The sequence below is a fragment of the Streptomyces hygroscopicus subsp. hygroscopicus genome (assembly GCF_030269125.1).
In the GTDB taxonomy this organism is placed as follows: domain Bacteria; phylum Actinomycetota; class Actinomycetes; order Streptomycetales; family Streptomycetaceae; genus Streptomyces; species Streptomyces hygroscopicus_C.
Window position 1 is genome coordinate 284,384 of record NZ_BSSM01000005.1, and the last position, 18,578, is coordinate 302,961.

The window sequence follows — 18,578 nt, forward strand, 5'->3', positions numbered from 1 at the left end:
GCGAGGAGCGGTTGACGTCGCCGGCCGGTCGGGTCATGCCTCCGGCAGCAGGGCCAGGGCCCCCGAGACCAGTGTGCGCACGCCCGGGGCGACGGTGGCCGGGTCGGGGGCGAAGTGGGGGCTGTGGTTGCTGGGGACGGCGGCGAGCTTCTCCGCGAGGGTGTCGCCCGGGGCCTCGTCCCAGATGGCGGCGGGGGTGGTGGTGACGAACCAGTACGAGTAGGGGATGGCGCCGTCCAGGGCGAGTTCCGGGAAGTCCTCGCTGCCCATCGCCGGGCCGGGGTCGAACACCGTCGCGGCGCCGAAGAGTTCGCCGTGCACGGCGGCCACGGTGGTGTCGGTGCCCGCGTCGTTCACGGTGACCGGGAAGGTGTTGCCGATGGTCACCTCCGGCTCACGGGGGCAGCCGGCGGCCAGGCACTCGCCCCGGGCGATCCGGCCGATCGCGGCCAGCATCCGCTGCCGTACGGGCTCGGACCGGGTGCGCAGGTTCAGGGCGATGCGTGCCTCGTCGGGGATGATGTTGTGCCGGGTGCCCGCCTCGATGCGGCCCACCGTGAGGACGGCGGACTCGCCCGCGGCGACCTCGCGCGAGACCACCGTCTGGAGCCGGGTGACGAGGTAGGCGGCGGTCACCACCGGGTCCACGGTGGCCTCGGGGCGCGAGCCGTGGCCGCCGCGCCCGTGCACCACGATGTCGACGTCCGTCGCGGCGGACATGATCAGCCCCGGCGCGTGCGGGTACAGGCCCGCCGGGCCGGGCACGGCATGCTGGCCGAGCAGGACGTCCGGCCGCCCGAAGCGCTCGTACAGTCCGTCGGCGAGCATCCGCCGGGCGCCCTGTCCGGTCTCCTCGGCGGGCTGCCCCACCACCAGCAGGGTGCCGCGCCAGGTGTCCCGGCCCGCGGCGAGCGCGGCGGCGGCGCCGGCCAGCCAGGTGACGTGCAGGTCGTGCCCGCAGGCGTGCATGACGCCGGCCGCGGTGGAGGCGTACGGCAGGCCGGTGGCCTCGGCGACGGGGAGCGCGTCCATGTCGGCGCGGAGCAGGACGGTGGGGCCGTCGCCGTTGCTCAACCGCCCGACGACGCCGGTGCCGCCGACGCCCTCGGCCGTCTCGAACCCGGCGTCCGTGAGCCGCCCGGCGAGCTTCTGGGCGGTGCGGTGCTCGCGCAGGGACAGCTCGGGGTGCCGGTGCAGATCCTGGTAGAGGTCCTCGAGGCCGGTCAGGGGGAGGTCGGCGGTGAGGTCCTGCGCGGTGCGGGCGGCGGCAGAGGTCATGCGGGCAGGTTAGGCGGGTTCCCGGGGTTCGCGACACCGCTCGTTCCCGGTGATCCGGCCGGGGCTTCGGCGGGGCCGGTCACCGGGCGGTCGGGAGGACCGTGTCACGGCCGGCCGGCGAGGGGCTCCCGCACCGGCGGGGGCGGGGCCGGCGCTCCCCGCCCGGAGGCTCTCACACCGCACTCGCGCCCTCGGCGGACGGAGGCGGCCGCCCGGCCCCCGCTGCCTCAGCGCTCGGTCGCCGGGGCCGAGGCGGTGACCCGGGCGTCGGGGGCCGTCGGTGCCGAGGCGTGGGCCGGGCCCGTGTTGGCCGCGAGTATCAGGGACGCCGCGGCTATCACGGCGGCGGCGAGCGCCCTCCGCGCGGTGGAGTATCCGTAGGGAGCGGATGGGCGTCCGTACACGGCGACCTCGCAACACGACAGCGGCGTATTAAGCAGGTTTAATCCGCCGTTTAACCTAGAGGCATTCCTTGCCGAACGGCAAGGTCCACCGGGGGAGTTGGGGGTGTTCCGGCGGTGCCTGAGCGGGACGATCCGGAGACCGTGGGGCGTCGGGTGCAGCAGTTGCGCGCCCAGCGCGGGCTGACCCAGCGGCAGCTGGCCGAGCCGGCCTACACACCGGCGTACGTGTCCACCCTGGAGGCGGGCCGGGTGCGCGCCTCCGACGAGGCGCTGCGGCACATCGCGCGGCGGCTCGGGGTGAGCTTCGAGGAACTGGCCCTGGGCCGCCCCGCCCATCTCGCCACCGAGCTGCGGCTGCGGCTGACCGAGGCCCAGCGGATGCTCGCCGACGGCCGGGCGGAGGAGGCGGCGCGGCGGTACACGGAGCTGCTGGACGAGGCGGAGTCGCACGCCCTGCCGGGCGAACAGGTCACCGCGCTGCTGGGGCTCGGTGAGTGCGCCGTGGAGACCGGCGAGCTGGCGACCGCTCACACCCACTTCGAGCGCGCCGAGGAACACCTCGCGGACGCCTCCCCCGCGGCCCGCGTCCCGGCCGTCCGCGGCCGCGCGGTCGCCCACTACCTGGCCGGTGAACTCCGCTACGCCGTCTACCTGCTGGAGTCCACCCTCGACGAACTCAACCGGAACGGCCTGCACGACCCGGACGCGCTGCTGCTCCTGTACGCCAGCGTCATCGGCCCCTACATGGACATGGGCGCGCACGCGCGTGCCGCCCAGGCCGCCGAGTTCGCGCTCGCGCTCGCCCCGCGGGCCGGGGACCCCGCGCTGATCGCCCGGATGCACCGCTCGGTCGCCCGCACCCTGCTCGCCCAGGGCCGTACCGCCGAGGCCGACGCCTCGCTCGCCAAGGCGGCCGAGCTGTACCGCCAGCTCCGCCTGCGCACCGAGCTGGCCAACTGCCACTGGATGCGCGGCTACGTCCACGCGCAGAACGGCCGGCTGGACGCGGCGGAGGCCGAACTGCGGCAGGCGCTCGCCATGCTGTCCGAGACCAGCGCCGCCCTCTACCGCAGCCAGGCGGCGGTGGAACTGGCCGACGTCCTGCACCGCCGCGGCCGTTCCGCCGAGGCCGCCACCCTGCTGGAGGGCGTGCTCGGGGACTTCTCCTCCGAACGCGGCGCGGTGCACGCCGCCGCCGCGCACCGCCTCCTCGGCATCATCGCCGAGGACACCCGCGACACCGAGTCCGCCGAGGAGCACTACGTACGCGCCCTCAGCCTGCTGGAACGCGCGGGCGCCGCGGGCGACCTGGCCGACCTGTGCCGCCTCCTGGGCGACCTGCTGCGCCGCACCGGCCGCACCGAGGCCGCCCTCGACGCCTACCGCACGGGACTGGGCCACCGCACGACCCCGGGCACCACGACACTGGGCCCGGCCCCGGCCCAGCCACCGCTCTAGACGTCCACCCGCCCCTGCCTCCGCACGTCCGCCAGCCGCAGCGCGCCCACCTGGACGGCCGCCTGGGTCGCGTCGCCCGCGACGCCGCCCAGGCCGCCGTTGGTGAAGGCGAAGGCGTCGTCGCCGACGCGGACGGTGGCGACGTCGAGGGTGAGGCGGATGTCCTGGTCGTCGTCGGTGGTGGCGGAGACGGTGATGTGCAGGCCCTGGCGGGCGTCGCCGACCTCGGGGAGGGCGAGTTCCGTGACCTGGACGTCCTCCTGGAGGTCCTGTTGGGTGGTGGCGGTGAAGCGGGCGCAGTTCGCCGGCATCGTGCGCAGCCAGTCCAGCGCGGCGTCCACGTCGGACGGGCGGCGGGCGCCGATCTGGTAGCGCAGCTGGGCGTCGGTGTCGGCGTCGTCCAGGCCGACGGCGACGCGGGCCGGGCCGCCGAGGAGCCGATCGGTGTAGAGGGCGTCGAGGAGTTTCTGGCACTCACCGGCCGACGTGCTCGCCTTCAGCATCCCGTCCCGCCAGGTCGCCGCGCCGCGCGTCGCGGTCCACGGGGCCCCGAGGTCGCTCTGCCCGATGAGCGCGGCCTGCGCCTGCGCGTCGGTGAGCGTGGAGCCGTCGGGCCGGGCGGACGCCCGGGGTCCCTGCGACGGACGGTCGATCGTCGGAAGCGGCTGCGGCGCCGTCTCCGGGTGCTTCAGCGTCAGTGCCGCACACCCGCCGACCCCGAGCAGCCCGAGACCGGTCAGGAACGTCAGAAGGCGTCCGCGCGGGCGTATGCCGTCGTACCTCACGCTGCCTCCCGGTCCTCGTCCCTGCTCCCACGCCACCACCACCCCGGCCGCCCCACCAGCGCGGAGGGCCGGAAGGGTGAGGCACGGACGCCCGGGTGAGGACATGCGGCGGGCCGGGGCCGGTGCCCCGGCGGGTGGCGGCCCGCGGTCCCGAGCGCGGGACCGGGCCGGGAGCCTTCCGCGTGCCTGGACCAGCGCCGCGTCAGCCGACGTCCGCCCCGCCGACGACCCGGCGCGGGCGTGGCGCGGCGGCGTGCACGGGGTGCGGCGGGGTGCGCGGAGCCGTCGGCCTGTCGGCCCGGGGCTGTGCGTCGCCGAGGTGGTACACGGCCCCGGACTCACGGCGGGGGGTGTCCACGACCAGCCGGCCCAGGGTCCGGCCGCGCGTGTCCCGGACCTGCCAGGGATCGGGGCCGGCCCCCCAGTACACCCGTTGGTCGCAGCGTTCTCCGGGTGCGAGCGGGCCGCTCATGTCGTGACAGCCGTGTCCACGGCTGTCGCCGCACTCGAACAGGACGGCCGGGGAGCCGGTGTCGTTGACGAAGACGACGGCGCTGAAGTCGGCCGGGTCCGTGGGATCCACGGTCGCCGGATCGCAGGCACACAGAAGCACCGGGACGAGTACGGCGGCCGGCCAGGCCCTGCGTGGACGAGCGCCCATGGCGAAACCTCCCGGTCGGCGGACGGAGCCTGCGGAAGGCGACACCGCCCGATGCGGCACTAGTGTGTGATCCCCCTCGGCGAAGGAGACCCTCATGGCCCGTCGGCCCGTGCCCGTGATCATGGATTGTGACACCGGTGTCGACGACGCCCTCGCGCTGTTGCTCGCCGTGCGGCACCCGGGGATCGAGCTGAGGGCCGTGACCTGCGTCGCGGGGAACACCGACGTGGACGGGGTGGTGCGCAACACGCTCACCGTGCTGGAGCGGGCCGGGGCGCCGGAGATACCGGTGGGGCGCGGGGCCGAGCGGCCGTTGCTGGAACCCGTCCGCCCGGCCACGCACGCGCACGGTGCGGACGGCATGGGGGACCTGGGGCTGCCGGCGCCGAGCCGCGGGCCCGCCGACGCGGACGCGGTGACCCTGCTGCGGCGCGAGATCCTCGCGTCGCACCGTCCGGTCACCCTGGTCCCCACCGCGCCGCTGACCAACATCGCGCTGCTGCTGCGCACCCACCCCGAGGTGACCCGCAACATCGAGCGGATCGTCTTCATGGGCGGCGCGGTCGAGGTCGGGAACGCCACGCCCGTCGCGGAGTTCAACGTCTGGCACGACCCGGAGGCGGCGGCCGTCCTGCTCACCGCCGGGGTGCCGATCACGATGTACGGACTGGACGTCTTCCGGCAGGTCGTCGTGGACGCGGGGGAGGTGCGCAGGCTCAGGGCGAGCGGTGATCCCGGGGCGCGGCTGGCCGGCGAGCTGCTCGCGTACCGGCCGGCCGCCCAGGGCAGGCCGCCCGGGGCCGACGAGGCGGGCGGGCTCGGGGACGCGGGGGCGGTGTGCGCGGTCGCCGATCCCGAGGGGCTGACCACGCGGCGGCTGCCCGTCGAGGTCTGCCTCGCGCCCGGACCGGCGCGCGGGCAGACGATCGTCGACCGGCGGCTTGGGCCGGGTGAGGCGGAGATCCACCACGGCGAGCGCGAACGTCCCCTGGTCGACGTGGCGTTGGAGGTCGACGCGGAGCGGTACGCGCGGCTGTACGTGGAGACGGTCGGGCGGCTCTGACGCCGGCCCGGTTTCCAAGGTTCCCTTTCCGGGCAATGTGGACAGATTCTCTACGTCTTGTCCGTGTCTCGCGCGGGCGGCATCCGTCTTCCCGAAGGGAGCCCGTATGGCAGACCTCTCCTCCAGGAACCCCGACTGGTGGCGGCAGGCCGTCATCTACCAGGTGTATCCGCGCAGCTTCGCCGACGCCGACGGGGACGGGCTCGGGGACCTCAAGGGCATCACCCGGCGCCTGGACCATCTCGCCACCCTCGGTGTGGACGCCCTGTGGCTGAGCCCCTTCTACCCCTCCGAACTCGCCGACGGCGGCTACGACGTCGCCGACCACCGGGACGTCGACCCGCGCCTCGGCAGCCTGGACGACTTCGACGCGCTGGTCGCCGAGGCCCACCGGCTGGGCCTGAAGGTCGTGGTGGACCTGGTGCCCAACCACACCTCCCATCAGCACCCCTGGTTCCAGGAGGCGCTGCGGGCCGGCCCCGGGTCCGCGGCCCGCGAGCGCTACGTCTTCCGGCCCGGACGCGGCGCGCACGGTGAACTCCCGCCCTCCGACTGGCAGTCCGTCTTCGGCGGCAGCGCCTGGCACCGGGTGCCCGACGGCGAGTGGTACCTGCACCTGTTCGCCGCCGAACAGCCCGACCTCAACTGGGACAACGAGGAGGTCCGCGCCGACTTCCGCACCACCCTGCGGTTCTGGTCCGACCGGGGTGTGGACGGGTTCCGGGTGGACGTGGCGCACGGCCTGGCCAAGGAACTGACCGAGCCGCTGCGGGACGTCGGGGACGTCGGTGCCACCGCGGAGACGGCTCTGCTCTGCTTCCCCTCCGGGGACCACCCCCACTGGGACCGCGACGAGGTGCACGAGATCTACCGCGACTGGCGCAAGGTCTTCGACGCCTACCGGCCGCCGCGCAGCGCCGTCGCCGAGGCCTGGGTGCCGGGCGCCCGCCGCGCCCTGTACGCCCGCCCCGACGAACTCGGTCAGGCTTTCAACTTCGAATACCTCGAAGCGCGTTGGGACGCCGAGGAGCTGCGCCGCGTCATCACCGACGAGCTGGCCACCGCGCGGGCCGCCGGCGCCTCCGCCACCTGGGTGCTGTCCAACCACGACGTCGTACGGCACCACTCCCGGCTGATGCTCCCGCCCGGCACCGACCCCGCCGCCTGGCTGCTGTCCGGCGGCCGGGCGCCCGCGCTGGACGCCGCGGCGGGGCTGCGCCGGGGGCGTGCCGCCACGCTGCTGATGCTGGCGCTGCCCGGGGCGTCGTACCTCTACCAGGGGGAGGAACTCGGGCTGCCCGAGGTCGCCGACCTGCCCGCCGAGGTGCTCCAGGACCCCATCTGGGAGCAGACCGGGCACGTCCGCAAGGGCCGCGACGGATGCCGGGTCCCGCTGCCGTGGACGGTGGACGGGGCGTCGTACGGCTTCGGGCCCGGCGGTGCCTGGCTGCCGCAGCCGCCGGTCTTCGCGGCGTACGCCGTCGAGGCGCAGCGCGGCGTCGAGGGCTCGACGCTGGAGCTGTACCGCACCGCGCTGCGGCTGCGCCGCAAACTGCTCGACGGGGAGACGCTGGCGTGGGCGCCCGAGGCCCCCGAGGACGTGCTGGACTTCCGCCGCTCCGAGGAGTGGCGGTGCGTCGTCAACCTGGGCGCGGAGGCGGTGGCGATGCCCGCGGGGGAGGTGCTGCTGAGCAGCGGGCCGTTGTCGGGGGACGGCGGGCTGCCGCCGGACACCACCGTCTGGCTCGGCTGACCAGCGCTTTTGGGGAGTCCGTGAGGGAACCGGCCCCGCGGGGCCGGTTCCATTGCCACGACTTGGTGTGCATGACACATGGTTGAGGAAACGTTGACCAGTGCCCGGGAGAGGCGGGGACAACGCGCGCCTAGATTCGCCGCATGTCCCCACCGCCACCACCCAGGACGCCCGTGGCCCGCACCCCGGGCGCGCTGCCCGTGCTGCCCTACCGCAAGCCCACCAAGGGCCGTGACTACTGGGTCCTGGACGACGTCCTGCCCGACGTGGACGGCGTGCGCGCGCGCTGCCTGGCCAAGGACGACTGGGTCGAGGGCCACCCGTACACCTCCGAGACCTGGCCGGGCCTGCGCGCCATGCCGGGCCTGGAGCCCGCCGAACTCGCCGTCGTCGAGAAGCTGGTGAAGAAGGCGACCGGCGCCAAGGAGCTGTGGGTGCAGAAGGCGCCCGGCGGCGGCACGCTCAACCACAACTGCGTCCAGGTCGTCGGCGCCGGCGAGAGCGAGCCCCGCCCGCACACCGACTCGCGCGCGCTGTGCCGGTACGCGGCCGTGCTCTACCTCAACCCGGGTGTCCCCAAGGACTGCGGCACCAGTTTCTACCGCCAGCACCTGCCCGGCGGCCGGCTCGGCGGCAACGTCGTGCAGGCCCCGCACAACAACCTGGTCGAGGCCCTGGGTACCCGCTTCGTCGCCCCGGACGCCTTCGAGGAGGACGTCCGCGTCCCGCACAAGTACAACCGCCTCCTGCTCTACAACGCCAACCTCGTGCACAGCGCGACCGGTTACACCGGCAGCACGCTGGAGGAGAAGCGCATGACGGCCGTCTTCTTCTGGATGGCCTGACGGTCGGCCCGGCGGTTCGGGCGCGAGGGGTACGACATCGCCCTCGTCGCCCGCGACCGGCTCGACGGCCTGGCCCGGGAGCTGTCCGAGGGCGGCGTGCGTGCGCGCGCCTTCCCCGCCGACGTGCGCGAACCGGAGCGGCCGCCGGGCACCGGCAGCTGACCGGCCCCGGCGGGTTCTCGGCGTACGGCCCCGTGGCCGCCGCGCGGCAGGTGCTGCCCGGGATGCGGCGGCTGGGGCGCGGGACCATACTGTTCGTGAACGGGGGTACCGCCGCCGTGCCTCATGTCGGGCGCGCCGGTACGTCCGTGGCGTTCGCCGCGCCGAGTGCGTACGGGCATCTGCTGCACGAACGGCTCGCCGCCGAGGGCATCCATGTCGCGCCACTCGTCGTCCCCGGCGCATCACGCCCAGACACCCCCGCAAGGACCCCGCCGTGCTCGCCGAGACGCTACCGCGAGCGGCACGGGTTCCGGCACTGCGCGGACGATCTCGGCAGCCCGTGACGGGCCCTGCTCACGCGAAGGGGTGACGGTCCTTCGACTCGCCCTGCATGAAGAGTATTTGTAGGCCAATATGGGGACGTTGGCCGTTTTGCTCCTCTTCAAGGGGGCCTTTCATGGCTGTCGAAATTCCGTCGCTGATCAAACCCTCCAAGCTGCGGGCCAGAGGTGGCCTGCTGGGCGAGTGCCTGGCGGAGTTCCTCGGGACGTTCGTCCTCGTCTGCTTCGGCTGCGGGGTGGTCGCGATGGCCGTCGCCGCGCTGCCCGGATCGGGCCGCGCCGCCACCCCCACCACGATCTTCCTCGCCGCGGGCGACTGGCTGCTGATCACCTGGGGCTGGGCGATGGCCGTCGTCTTCGGCGTGTACGTGGCCGGCGGCGTCAGCGGCGCCCACATCAACCCCGCGGTGACCCTCGCGATGGCGGTGCGCCGCGGCTTCCCCTGGGTCAAGGTGCTGCCGTACTGGTTCGCACAGGTGGTCGGCGCCTTCGTCGGCGCCGCGCTGGTGTACCTGGTCTACCACCAGGCGATCGGCGCGTACGACGCCGCCGCCTCCGGCCCCAAGGTGAACGGGCACACGAACGCCACGTTCTCCATCTTCGCGACCTTCCCGGCCCCGTACTTCCACGGCGGGATCTGGGGGCCCCTGATCGACCAGATCGTGGGTACGGCGTTCCTGGTGATGTTCGTCGTGGCCGTCATCGACCTGCGCAACCAGGCCGTGCAGGCCAACCTCACCCCGCTGATCATCGGCTTCATCGTGGCCGCCGTCGGCATGTCCTTCGGCGCCAACGCGGGCTACGCCATCAACCCGGCCCGCGACTTCGGCCCCCGCCTGCTCACCTACGCGGAGGGCTGGGGGAGTCTGGCCTTCCCGGGCAGCGTGGCCGGGGCGTTCAGCGGCTACTGGTGGATCCCCATCGTCGGACCGCTGGTCGGCGGCGTCATCGGGGTCCTGGTGTACGACCTCTTCATCGGCGACGTCCTCGTGGCCCGCGCCGCCCGGAACCAGCCGCCGGAACCGGGCCGCGCGCGCCCGGAGCCGCCGCGGTAGCCCGGTCGGGATCCGCCGGAGGGCTCCCGGCGGCGGGGTGAGGCGGACTCAGAGCGGCTGGCCGGGCCAGCCCAGGAGCCGGGCCCCGATGACCGCGGTCTGGAGCTTGTAGCGGTGGGCCGGGTCGGCCGGGTCGGCGGCGGTGAGGTGGTGGATGCGCTCCAGGCGGTAGGTGAGCGCGCGCACGCTGAGGGAGAGCCGGCGTGCGGCCTCGGCGGCCACGCAGCCCGAGTCGAAGTAGGCGACCAGGGTGTCCAGCAGGGGCCCCGCGCCGCCCCGGGCCCCGGTCAGCGGGCCCAGCGTGTGCAGCACCAGGTCGGCCAGCGCCTGCCGGTCGCGCGCGAGCACCGGGTAGACCAGCAGGTCGGCGGCGCGCAGCACCGTCCCGGGCAGATCGAGCCGCTCGGCCATCTCCAGGGCGGCGAGGGCCTCCTCGTACGACTGCACGACGCCGCCGGGACCGGACTGCGGGCGCCCGATGGCCACCCGGCCGCCTTCGGTGGCGGTGTACGCCTGCCGGGCGAAGTAGGCGAGGACCTCGTCGGTGTCGCCGGGCGCGATGCACAGCAGCCGGCCGTTCTTGGTGGTGAGCAGGATGCTGTGGGAGTCGAAGCGGGCGAGCACCTCGGCCTCCACCCGCCGGGCCACGGCGCCGCCCTCCGCGTAGGACCGCGCCCCCTCGGCGACCGCGACCGCGTGCGCGCGCGAGAGCCGCAGCCCGAACCGCTCGGCGCGCTCGGCCAGTCGGCCCAGGTCGCTGCGGCCGTAGAGCAGATCGTCGATGAACTCCCGCCGCGCCGCCTCCTCCCGGCGCACGGTCAGCCGCTGGGCGCGCTCGTACCCTTCCGCGAACACGTCGACGGCCTGTTCCACGGCGGCCAGCGCGGCCAGGGTGCTTTCGGTCGAACCCGGTCCGACCGGCCAGGCGGCGCGGGCGGCGGCCAGGTGCGCGACGACCAGCGCGCGCAGCCCGAGACCGGCCTCGGCGGCCTGTTCGCCCAGCGTCCGGCGGGACTTCAGCTCCTCCCGGGTCAGCCGTCGGCCGGTGGTCGCGACCTCGGTCAGCACATGGGCGAATCCGTCCAGATAGCGCTCGGATATCTCGTGCTCGGCCACCCTGCCCCGTTTCCCCCGTGATCTTGACGCTCCGGTGACGCTTTCCTGACGCGTTTCCGGCATGCAGACAGTAGTGAACACTGCCGGAAACCGGCAATGCGGAAACGGCCGTCCTGGCCGCACCATCCTCTGCGGGGAGCACTACGGAGGGCTCCGGTGCCGGGCATCGCGGGGGGATGCCCGGCACCGGAGCCTCGGGGGAGCTCCGACCCACCGTCTGACGCAAGGACGTATGCCATGGAAGCCCTCGGCGTGCTCGCCGCCGCCTGTGTGATCCTCGCCGCGCTGTTGCTGCTCGGATTCTCCAGGCTGTACCGCAAGGTCGACCAGAGCCAGGCCCTGATCGTCTCCAAGACGCGCCGCGTGGACGTGTCCTTCACCGGACAGGTCGTGCTGCCGATCCTGCACAAGGCCGAGGTCATGGACATCTCGGTGAAGACCATCGAGATCAGCCGCTCCGGCCGGGACGGGCTGATCTGCCGGGACAACATCCGCGCCGACATCCGGATCCTGTTCTTCGTCAAGGTCAACAAGACCGTCCAGGACGTCATCAAGGTCGCCCAGTCCGTGGGCACCGAGCGCGCCAGCCACCAGGACACGCTCCAGGAGCTGTTCCACGCCAAGTTCTCCGAGGCGCTGAAGACCGTCGGCAAGCAGATGGACTTCACCGACCTCTACACCAAGCGTGAGGAACTGCGGTACCACATCATCGAGTTGATCGGCGTCGACCTCAACGGCTACCACCTCGAGGACGCGGCGATCGACTACCTGGAGCAGACGCCGCTGACCCAGCTGGACCCGGCCAACGTCCTCGACGCCCAGGGCATCCGCAAGATCACCGAGCTGACCGCGGTGGAGCACGTGCGCACCAACGAGGCCAAGCGCACGGAGCAGAAGGAGATCACCCGGCAGGACGTCGACGCCCGCGAGGCCATCCTGGAGCTGGAGCGCCGCCAGGCGGACGCCGAGATCAAGCAGAGGCGGGAGATCGAGACGTCCCGCGCCCGCGAGGAGGCCGAGACCGCCCGGGTGATGGAGGAGGAGCGGCTGCGCGCGCAGACCGCCTTCCTGCGCACCGAGGAGCAGTTGGGCGTGCAGCGGGAGAACCAGGCGCGGGAGATCGCGGTCGCCGCGAAGAACCGCGAGCGGGTCATCGCCGTAGAGAACGAGCGCATCGAGAAGGACCGCCTGCTGGAGGTCATCGCCCGGGAGCGGGAGACCCAGCTGACCCGGATCTCCGCCGAGAAGGAGGTCGAGGCGGAGAAGCGGGAGATCGCCGAGGTCATCCGGGAGCGGGTCGCGGTGGACCGTACGGTCGCCGAGCAGGAGGAGTCCATCAAGAAGCTGCGCGTGGTCGAGGAGGCCGAGCGCGAGCGGCAGGCCCTCGTCATCGCCGCCGAGGCGGAGGCGCAGGAGAAGCTGGTCAAGGACATCAAGGCCGCGGAGGCCGCCGAGCAGGCCGCGACGCACCGGGCCGCCGAGGAACTCACCCTCGCCGAGGCCCGGCTGAAGACCGCCGACTTCGACGCGCGGGCCAAGCTCCGGCTCGCGGAGGGCGTCCAGGCCGAGTCCGCGGCCGAGGGGCTCGCCGCGGTGCAGGTCCGCGACAAGGAGGCCGAGGTCACCGTCAAGGCCGGGCGCGCGGAGGCGGAGGCGACGCAGGCGCGGCTGCGGGCGGAGGCCGAGGGCACGCAGGCCAAGGCGCTCGCGGAGGCCGAGGGCGCGCGGGCCAGGGGTCTCGCGGAGGCCGAGGGCACGCGGGCCAGGGGCCTCGCGGAGGCCGAGGGCGCCCAGGCGGCGGCCGCGGCGACGGAGGCGCGGCTGCGGGCCGAGGCGGAGGGCGCGCGGGCGAAGGCGCTCGCGGAGGCCGAGGGCAGGAAGGCCGCGGCGCTCGCGGAGGCCACCGGTATCGGCGAGAAGCTGAAGGCCGAGGCCGCGGGTCTCACCGAGAAGGCCGCCGCGATGGCCGCGCTGGACGAGGCCTCGCGCGGGCACGAGGAGTACCGGCTGCGGCTCCAGGCCGAGAAGGAGATCCGGCTGGCCGGGCTGGAGACGCAGCGGCAGGTGGCCGAGGCGCAGGCGACGGTCCTCGCGACGGGGCTGGAGAACGCCGACATCGACATCGTCGGCGGGGAGTCCGTCTTCTTCGACCGGCTGGTCTCGGCGGTCTCCCTCGGCAAGGGCATCGACGGTTTCGTGGCCAACTCCCGTACGGCGCAGACCCTGGCGAAGCCGTGGCTGGACGGGTCGGGGAGCTTCACGGAGGACCTGAGCCGGGTGCTCGGGTCCGTGGGCACGGCGGACGTCCAGAACCTGACGGTCTCCGCCCTGCTGATGAAGCTCATGAACGGGGGCGGCGCGGACGCGGGCCAGTTCCGCCAACTGCTGGAGAAGGCGGGCGAGCTGGGGCTGGCGGAGGTTCCGGTGGGCGCGCTGAACGGGGCCGACCGGAGCTGAGGCCGGCCGGGGCGGGACGGGGGCGGGTGCGCTCACCCCCGTCCCGCCGGCCGGCGGGAGCGCGGTTCTCCCGGGGCGCGCGCGGGGAACCGCGCGACCAGCACGACGCCCCCCCCGACCGGCCAACGATCCGCACCCCACGGCGAGCAGCCCGCACACGAAAGGGACCCGCATGTCCACCGCCCCCGAGCCGGAGGCATCCGTCGACGCCGGCACCTACGACGTCCTGCGCGACCGGCTGGCCGGCCACGCGGCCGAGTTGGCGCGGCGGGCCGAGGCCCTCAACGCCCGCCGCGCGGAGGAGTTCGGCTCGACCCGGCTCGGCCTCGCCGCCACCACCAACCTGAAGACCGCCCACGCCTGCGTCCGGCAGGACATCGTCGCGGTGGGCGACACCCTGCTGTTCGGCAGCACGGGCCGCGGCGGCGAGAACGCGCAGGTCGCGGACGTACTCGCCCTCTACGACCGGGAGGGCAACCGCCTGACCGGGAACACCGGCCTGCTCGACGACCCGGCGTTCGTCCGCGAGTTCACCGCCCTGCACCGCTACTACCGCGACGCCCGCCTGCTGCGCCTGCGCCGGACCGACGGCCGGCTCCTCGCCGTGTTCCGCACCGGCGAGAAGGCCGACGACATCCGCGCCCTGCGCTGGAACCTGACCGAGGACGGCCGCGCCGAGTTCCTGGACGCCCGCGGCGACCGCGACGACGTCGTGCCGCCGGCCCAGGACGTCACCTGGACCGACACCGGCCGCGCCGACCACGTGCTGGGCAGGGAACCGTACGTCGCCGTACCCGGCGGGCTCGGTGTCGCGGCCCTCGGCGGCACCCTCACCGTCCGCGCCGAGGACGGCGAGGAGCTGTACGCCGAGCCGGTCGACGAACCCCTCCAGTCCCTCGCCGACGCCGCCGTGGCGCACGCGCGGGTCGGCCCGCTGACGCTGCTGCGCGTGCGGCCGTACAAGGAGGAGACCGACCGCTACCTCGTCTTCAACGCCCTGACCCGCGCGGTCGTCCGCCTCGACGGCCTCGGCCAGGCGTGCCGCCGGCTGCCGGAGGAGCAGGGCGTCGTCTTCCCCGGCGGCTACTGCCTGGCGAGCGGGCAGCACAAGACATACGAACTCGACGTCGCGGGACTGGAGTTCGAGCAGGAGGTCCGGGCGCCCAACGGCGAGGACGTGCTGTACGCGTTCCGGGACCGGTCCGGCGGCGGCACGCTCCTGCTGTCGTACAACACCCTGCGCAAGGAGGTATCGACCCCGCTGCCCTGCCGGGGCTGGGCGCTGTTCGAGGACGGCGCGCTGGCCGTGCTGCGCGCGGGGGGCGACGAGCCCGCGCACACCCATCCCTTGCAGTGGTGGACCTCGCCGTACGTCTCCGACACCCACGCCGCCGCCCTGCGCACCGGCACCGGCCCGCTCGCGCGCGTCGGCAACGCGGACCTCGTGCGCGGCCTCGCCGACTGCCTCTCCGTGGCCCGGCTGGTGGCCGACGGCATCACGACCGGCGAGGGCTACCGCGCGCTGACCGCCGCGTGCGTCCGCGCGGCCGACACCCACCACTGGCTGGCCGACCCCGAACTCGGCGACATCCGGTCACCGTTGGCGGCCGTACGCGAGACGGCCGAGCAGGTGCTGGCCGAGTTCGAGAGCGTACGGGAGCTGACCCGGCGGGCCGCCGACGCGCTGGAGGAGGCAGCGGAGCGGATCGCGGCCGTGGTGCGCCGGCTGCGCGGCGAGGCCCCGCGCGAGGCCGCCGCCTGGGTGCGCGGACTGACCGAACTCCGGCACGCGCACGGCCATCTGCTCACCCTGCGCGAGCTGCGCCACGTCGACGCGGAACGGGTGGCCGCGCTGGCCGCCGAGGCGGAGTCCGACCTGGCCGCGTTCGGCAAGCGCGCCGTGACCTTCCTGTCCCGCGAGGACGCCTTCACCGCCCAGCGCGCCGACGTGGAACGGCTGGTGGCCGAGGCGGACGCGATCGGCACGGTCGCCGACGCCGTGCCCGTGGCCGAGCGCCTGGACGACCTGGCCGACGGGCTGCGCACGGTCACCGAGGTGGTCACCGGCCTCGACATCGCCGACGCCACCGTGCGCACGGCCGTACTGGAGCGGATCGCCGACGTCCTCGGCGGCGTCAACCGGGCCCGCGCCACCCTCGACGCCCGCCGCCGCTCCCTCCAGGACCAGGAGGGCCGCGCAGAGTTCGCCGCCGAGACCGCCCTGCTCGCCCAGGCCGTCACCGCCGCGCTCGCCGCCGCCACCACCCCCGAGGCATGTGACGACCAACTCACGTCGGTGCTCGCCCGGTTGGAGGACCTGGACGGCCGGTTCGCGGAGTTCGACGACTTCCTGGCCGAACTCGCCGACAGACGCACCGAGATCTACGAGGCGTTCGCCGCCCGCAAGCAGTCCCTCGCCGACGCCCGCGCCCGCCGCGCCGAGCAACTCGCCGTGTCGGCGGGCCGGATGCTGGAGACGGTCGCCCGGCGCGCGGCGACCCTGGCCGACGCCGACGCGGTCACCGCGTACTTCGCCTCCGACCCGCTGGTCGCCAAGATCGTCCGCACCGCCGGCGAACTGCGCGCCCTCGGTGACAGCGTGCGCGCCGAGGAACTGGACGGCCGCCTCGGGGCCGCCCGCCAGGAGGCCGCGCGCGCCCTGCGCGACCGGGGCGACCTGTACGCCGACGACGGCCGCACCCTGCTGCTCGGCGGCCACCGCTTCGCCGTCAACACCCAGCCGCTCGACCTCGCCCTCGTCCCGCACGGGGACGGCCTGGCCCTCGCGGTCACCGGTACCGACTACCGCGCCCCGGTCACCGACCCCGGCTTCGCCGCCACCCGCCCCTACTGGGACCGGCACCTGCCCTCCGAGTCCCCCGCCCTCTACCGCGCCGAGTACCTCGCCGCCCGCCTCCTCGCCGAGCACGGCCCGGCCGCCCTCGCCGCCGCGGAGGACCTGCCCGGCCTGGTCCGCCGGGTGGCGCAGGAGTCGTACGACGAGGGGTACGAGCGCGGGGTCCACGACCACGACGCGACGCTGATCCTCACCGCGCTCCTGCCCCTGTACGACGCCGCGGGCCCCCTGCGTCACGAGCCCGCGGCCCGCGCCGCCGCGCAGCTGTTCTGGGCCCACGGCACGACCGAGGCCGCCCGGACCGCCTGGACCCGCCGCGCCGTGTCCCTGGCCCGCGCCCGGGACGCCTTCGGTCCCACGGCGGCGGTGGCGGACCTGGTGGCGGAGCTGGCGGGGGCGATCGGGGCGTGGGAGGCGGGCGTGGGCGGCACGGAGGCGCCGGGCACGCGCGGCGGGGCGCCCTCGGCGGCGGACGGCGCCGAGCCCCCGGCCCCGGACGGCGGGGAGCCCTCGGACATCCGCGACGCCGGTCCGTGGGGCACCCGCGACACCGGTCCGTCGGCCGTGCCCGGTGTCGAGCCCCCCGTCCCGGGCGGCGCGGACCGTGGGAGCACCGCGGCCGCCGCCTACCTCTTCGACGAGCTGACCGGCGGCCCCGAGGGCTTCGTCCTCGGCGGAGCGGCCCGCGCGCTGCTCGACAAGTTCCGGCAGGCGCTGGCGGGTTCGCGCTACGGCCGCGACCTGGAAGGGCTGACCGGACTCCGGGCCCGCCGCCAGGTGGTCGAGGCCTGGCTCACCGCCTACGCCACCGCCGGCGGGAGCGACGCCGCCCCCGGCGAGCTGGCGGAGGCGGTGGCCGCCGAACTGTGCCCCGCGCTGCCCCGCTACGACGGCGACGCCCGGCTCACCGCGACCGTCGAGGGTCTCCTCGGCGCGCACCCCCGGGTCTCCGGCGGGCGCCTCACCCTGCGCCTGGACGAGTTCCTGGCCCGTACCGCCCGGCACACCGCGCACGAGGTGCCCGGCTTCCGCGCCTACCAGCGCCGCCGCACCGCCCTGCTGGCCACCGAGCGCGAGCGGCTGCGCCTGGACGACCACCGCCCGCGCGTGTTGTCGGCGTTCGTCCGGGGCCGGCTCGTGGACGAGGTCTACCTGCCGCTGATCGGCGACAGCCTCGCCCGCCAGCTCGGCACCACGGGCGCGACCAAGCGCACCGACACCGGCGGCCTGCTCCTGCTGCTCTCCCCGCCCGGATACGGCAAGACGACGCTCATGGAGTACGTCGCCGACCGGCTCGGCCTGATGCTGGTCAGGATCAGCGGACCGGCGCTCGGCCACACCGTCACCTCGCTGGACCCGGCCGACGCCCCGAACGCCACCGCGCGCCGCGAGATCGAGAAGATCAACTTCGCGCTGGCGGCCGGCAACAACACCCTGCTCCACCTGGACGACATCCAGCACACCTCGCCCGAACTCCTCCAGAAATTCATCCCGTTGTGCGATGCGACGAGGCGCGTGGACGGCGTGTGGGACGGCGAGCCGCGCACCTACGACCTGCGGGGCAAGCGGTTCGCGGTGTGCATGGCGGGCAACCCGTACACGGAGTCGGGGGAGCGCTTCCGCGTCCCCGACATGCTGGCGAACCGCGCCGACGTGTGGAACCTGGGCGACGTCCTGACCGGCAAGGAGGACGTCTTCGCCCTGAGCTTCGTGGAGAACGCCCTCACCGCCAACCCGGTGCTCGCCCCGCTGGCCGCCCGCGAGCGCGCCGACCTGGAACTGCTGGTCCGGCTGGCCGCGGGCGATCCGACGGCCCGCGCCGACCGGCTGTCCGCCGCGCTGCCGCCCGCCGAACTCGACGCGGTGCTCGCGCTGTTGCGCCATGTCCTCGCCGTCCGCGACACCATCCTCACGGTCAACGCGGCCTACATCGCCTCCGCCGCCCAGTCGGCCGGCGCCCGCACCGAGCCGCCGTTCCGCCTCCAGGGCTCCTACCGCGACATGAACAAGATCGCCGGACGGCTGCGCCCGGTGATGAACACCGCCGAACGCGAGGCCGTGCTCCAGGACCACTACACGGCCGAGGCCCAGACCCTGACCACGGGCGCGGAGGCCAACCTGCTCAAACTGGCGCAGCTGCGGGGCACGTCGACCCCCGCCGAGGCGGCCCGCTGGGCCGAGATCAAGTCGGCCCACGCCCGCACCCTCGCCCTCGGCACCCCCACCGACGACCCCCTCACCCGTGCCATCGCCGCCCTCACCCTCCTCGCCGACCGTGTGGCGGCCGTGGAGTCCGCCATCACCCGAGCCACCACCGGCGGCACCGCCCCGTGAGTGAGGACC

Annotated in this window: 12 protein-coding genes and 1 pseudogene; 8 read left to right on the top strand and 5 right to left on the bottom strand. The window is 74.6% G+C overall.

The features are described 5' to 3' along the window. Positions 1–33: 33 nt before the first annotated feature. Both QSK45_RS14390 and QSK45_RS14395 read right to left on the bottom strand, forming a co-directional pair. Complete coding sequence (locus QSK45_RS14390) at positions 34–1,278, bottom strand: amidohydrolase (protein WP_285556742.1); 1,245 nt, start codon at positions 1,276–1,278, stop codon at positions 34–36. A 227-nt stretch (positions 1,279–1,505) separates the two neighbouring features. Continuing rightward, positions 1,506–1,682, bottom strand: a complete 177-nt coding sequence (locus QSK45_RS14395) for a hypothetical protein (RefSeq protein WP_285556744.1) — start codon at positions 1,680–1,682, stop codon at positions 1,506–1,508. Positions 1,683–1,796: 114 nt separating this feature from the next. Between QSK45_RS14395 and QSK45_RS14400 the strand changes: the two genes are divergently transcribed. Then, positions 1,797–3,140, top strand: coding sequence for a helix-turn-helix domain-containing protein (locus QSK45_RS14400; protein ID WP_285556746.1), 1,344 nt, complete (start codon positions 1,797–1,799; stop codon positions 3,138–3,140). Here QSK45_RS14400 and QSK45_RS14405 read toward each other — a convergent pair. Beyond that, a complete protein-coding gene (locus QSK45_RS14405) occupies positions 3,137–3,925 on the bottom strand; it encodes a hypothetical protein (RefSeq protein ID WP_285556748.1) in 789 nt (262 codons plus the stop codon). The two genes, QSK45_RS14400 and QSK45_RS14405, sit on opposite strands and share 4 nt — an antisense overlap. Before the next feature lie 202 nt (positions 3,926–4,127). After that, positions 4,128–4,586 (bottom strand): hypothetical protein, encoded by a 459-nt coding sequence (locus tag QSK45_RS14410; RefSeq protein WP_285556750.1) that lies wholly within the window; start codon positions 4,584–4,586, stop codon positions 4,128–4,130. A 94-nt stretch (positions 4,587–4,680) separates the two neighbouring features. On the opposite strand from QSK45_RS14410, the gene QSK45_RS14415 reads away from it, so the two are divergent. From QSK45_RS14415 to QSK45_RS14435, 5 genes and pseudogenes are all read left to right on the top strand, one after another. Continuing rightward, on the top strand, positions 4,681–5,649 hold the full coding sequence (locus QSK45_RS14415; protein WP_285556752.1) for a nucleoside hydrolase: 969 nt from the start codon (positions 4,681–4,683) through the stop codon (positions 5,647–5,649). Positions 5,650–5,755: 106 nt separating this feature from the next. After that, a complete protein-coding gene (locus QSK45_RS14420; RefSeq protein ID WP_285556755.1) occupies positions 5,756–7,402 on the top strand; it encodes a glycoside hydrolase family 13 protein in 1,647 nt (548 codons plus the stop codon). 143 nt (positions 7,403–7,545) lie between these two features. Continuing rightward, positions 7,546–8,247, top strand: a complete 702-nt coding sequence (locus QSK45_RS14425) for a DUF6445 family protein (RefSeq protein WP_285556757.1) — start codon at positions 7,546–7,548, stop codon at positions 8,245–8,247. Between the two features lie 6 nt (positions 8,248–8,253). Further along, positions 8,254–8,753, top strand: a pseudogene (locus QSK45_RS14430) (SDR family oxidoreductase); the annotation flags it as partial. A gap of 113 nt (positions 8,754–8,866) precedes the next feature. Then, positions 8,867–9,805, top strand: a complete 939-nt coding sequence (locus QSK45_RS14435; RefSeq protein WP_285556758.1) for an MIP/aquaporin family protein — start codon at positions 8,867–8,869, stop codon at positions 9,803–9,805. 48 nt (positions 9,806–9,853) lie between these two features. Here QSK45_RS14435 and QSK45_RS14440 read toward each other — a convergent pair whose 3' ends face one another. Beyond that, complete coding sequence (locus tag QSK45_RS14440) at positions 9,854–10,921, bottom strand: PucR family transcriptional regulator (protein WP_285556759.1); 1,068 nt, start codon at positions 10,919–10,921, stop codon at positions 9,854–9,856. Between the two features lie 237 nt (positions 10,922–11,158). Here QSK45_RS14440 and QSK45_RS14445 point away from each other — a divergent pair, with 237 nt between their 5' ends. Continuing rightward, positions 11,159–13,378, top strand: a complete 2,220-nt coding sequence (locus QSK45_RS14445; RefSeq protein WP_285556761.1) for a flotillin family protein — start codon at positions 11,159–11,161, stop codon at positions 13,376–13,378. Positions 13,379–13,550: 172 nt separating this feature from the next. Beyond that, positions 13,551–18,569 (top strand): DNA repair ATPase, encoded by a 5,019-nt coding sequence (locus QSK45_RS14450; RefSeq protein WP_285556763.1) that lies wholly within the window; start codon positions 13,551–13,553, stop codon positions 18,567–18,569. Positions 18,570–18,578: the final 9 nt, after the last annotated feature.

What these genes read in the sequence shown, in the direction of transcription:
- QSK45_RS14425 (WP_285556757.1), top strand. Translation starts at nt 7,546, where the DNA reads ATGTCCCCACCGCCACCACCCAGGACGCCCGTGGCCCGCACCCCGGGC.
- QSK45_RS14420 (WP_285556755.1), top strand. Translation starts at nt 5,756, where the DNA reads ATGGCAGACCTCTCCTCCAGGAACCCCGACTGGTGGCGGCAGGCCGTC.
- QSK45_RS14435 (WP_285556758.1), top strand. Translation starts at nt 8,867, where the DNA reads ATGGCTGTCGAAATTCCGTCGCTGATCAAACCCTCCAAGCTGCGGGCC.
- QSK45_RS14445 (WP_285556761.1), top strand. Translation starts at nt 11,159, where the DNA reads ATGGAAGCCCTCGGCGTGCTCGCCGCCGCCTGTGTGATCCTCGCCGCG.
- QSK45_RS14410 (WP_285556750.1), bottom strand. Translation starts at nt 4,586, where the DNA reads ATGGGCGCTCGTCCACGCAGGGCCTGGCCGGCCGCCGTACTCGTCCCG.
- QSK45_RS14390 (WP_285556742.1), bottom strand. Translation starts at nt 1,278, where the DNA reads ATGACCTCTGCCGCCGCCCGCACCGCGCAGGACCTCACCGCCGACCTC.
- QSK45_RS14415 (WP_285556752.1), top strand. Translation starts at nt 4,681, where the DNA reads ATGGCCCGTCGGCCCGTGCCCGTGATCATGGATTGTGACACCGGTGTC.
- QSK45_RS14450 (WP_285556763.1), top strand. Translation starts at nt 13,551, where the DNA reads ATGTCCACCGCCCCCGAGCCGGAGGCATCCGTCGACGCCGGCACCTAC.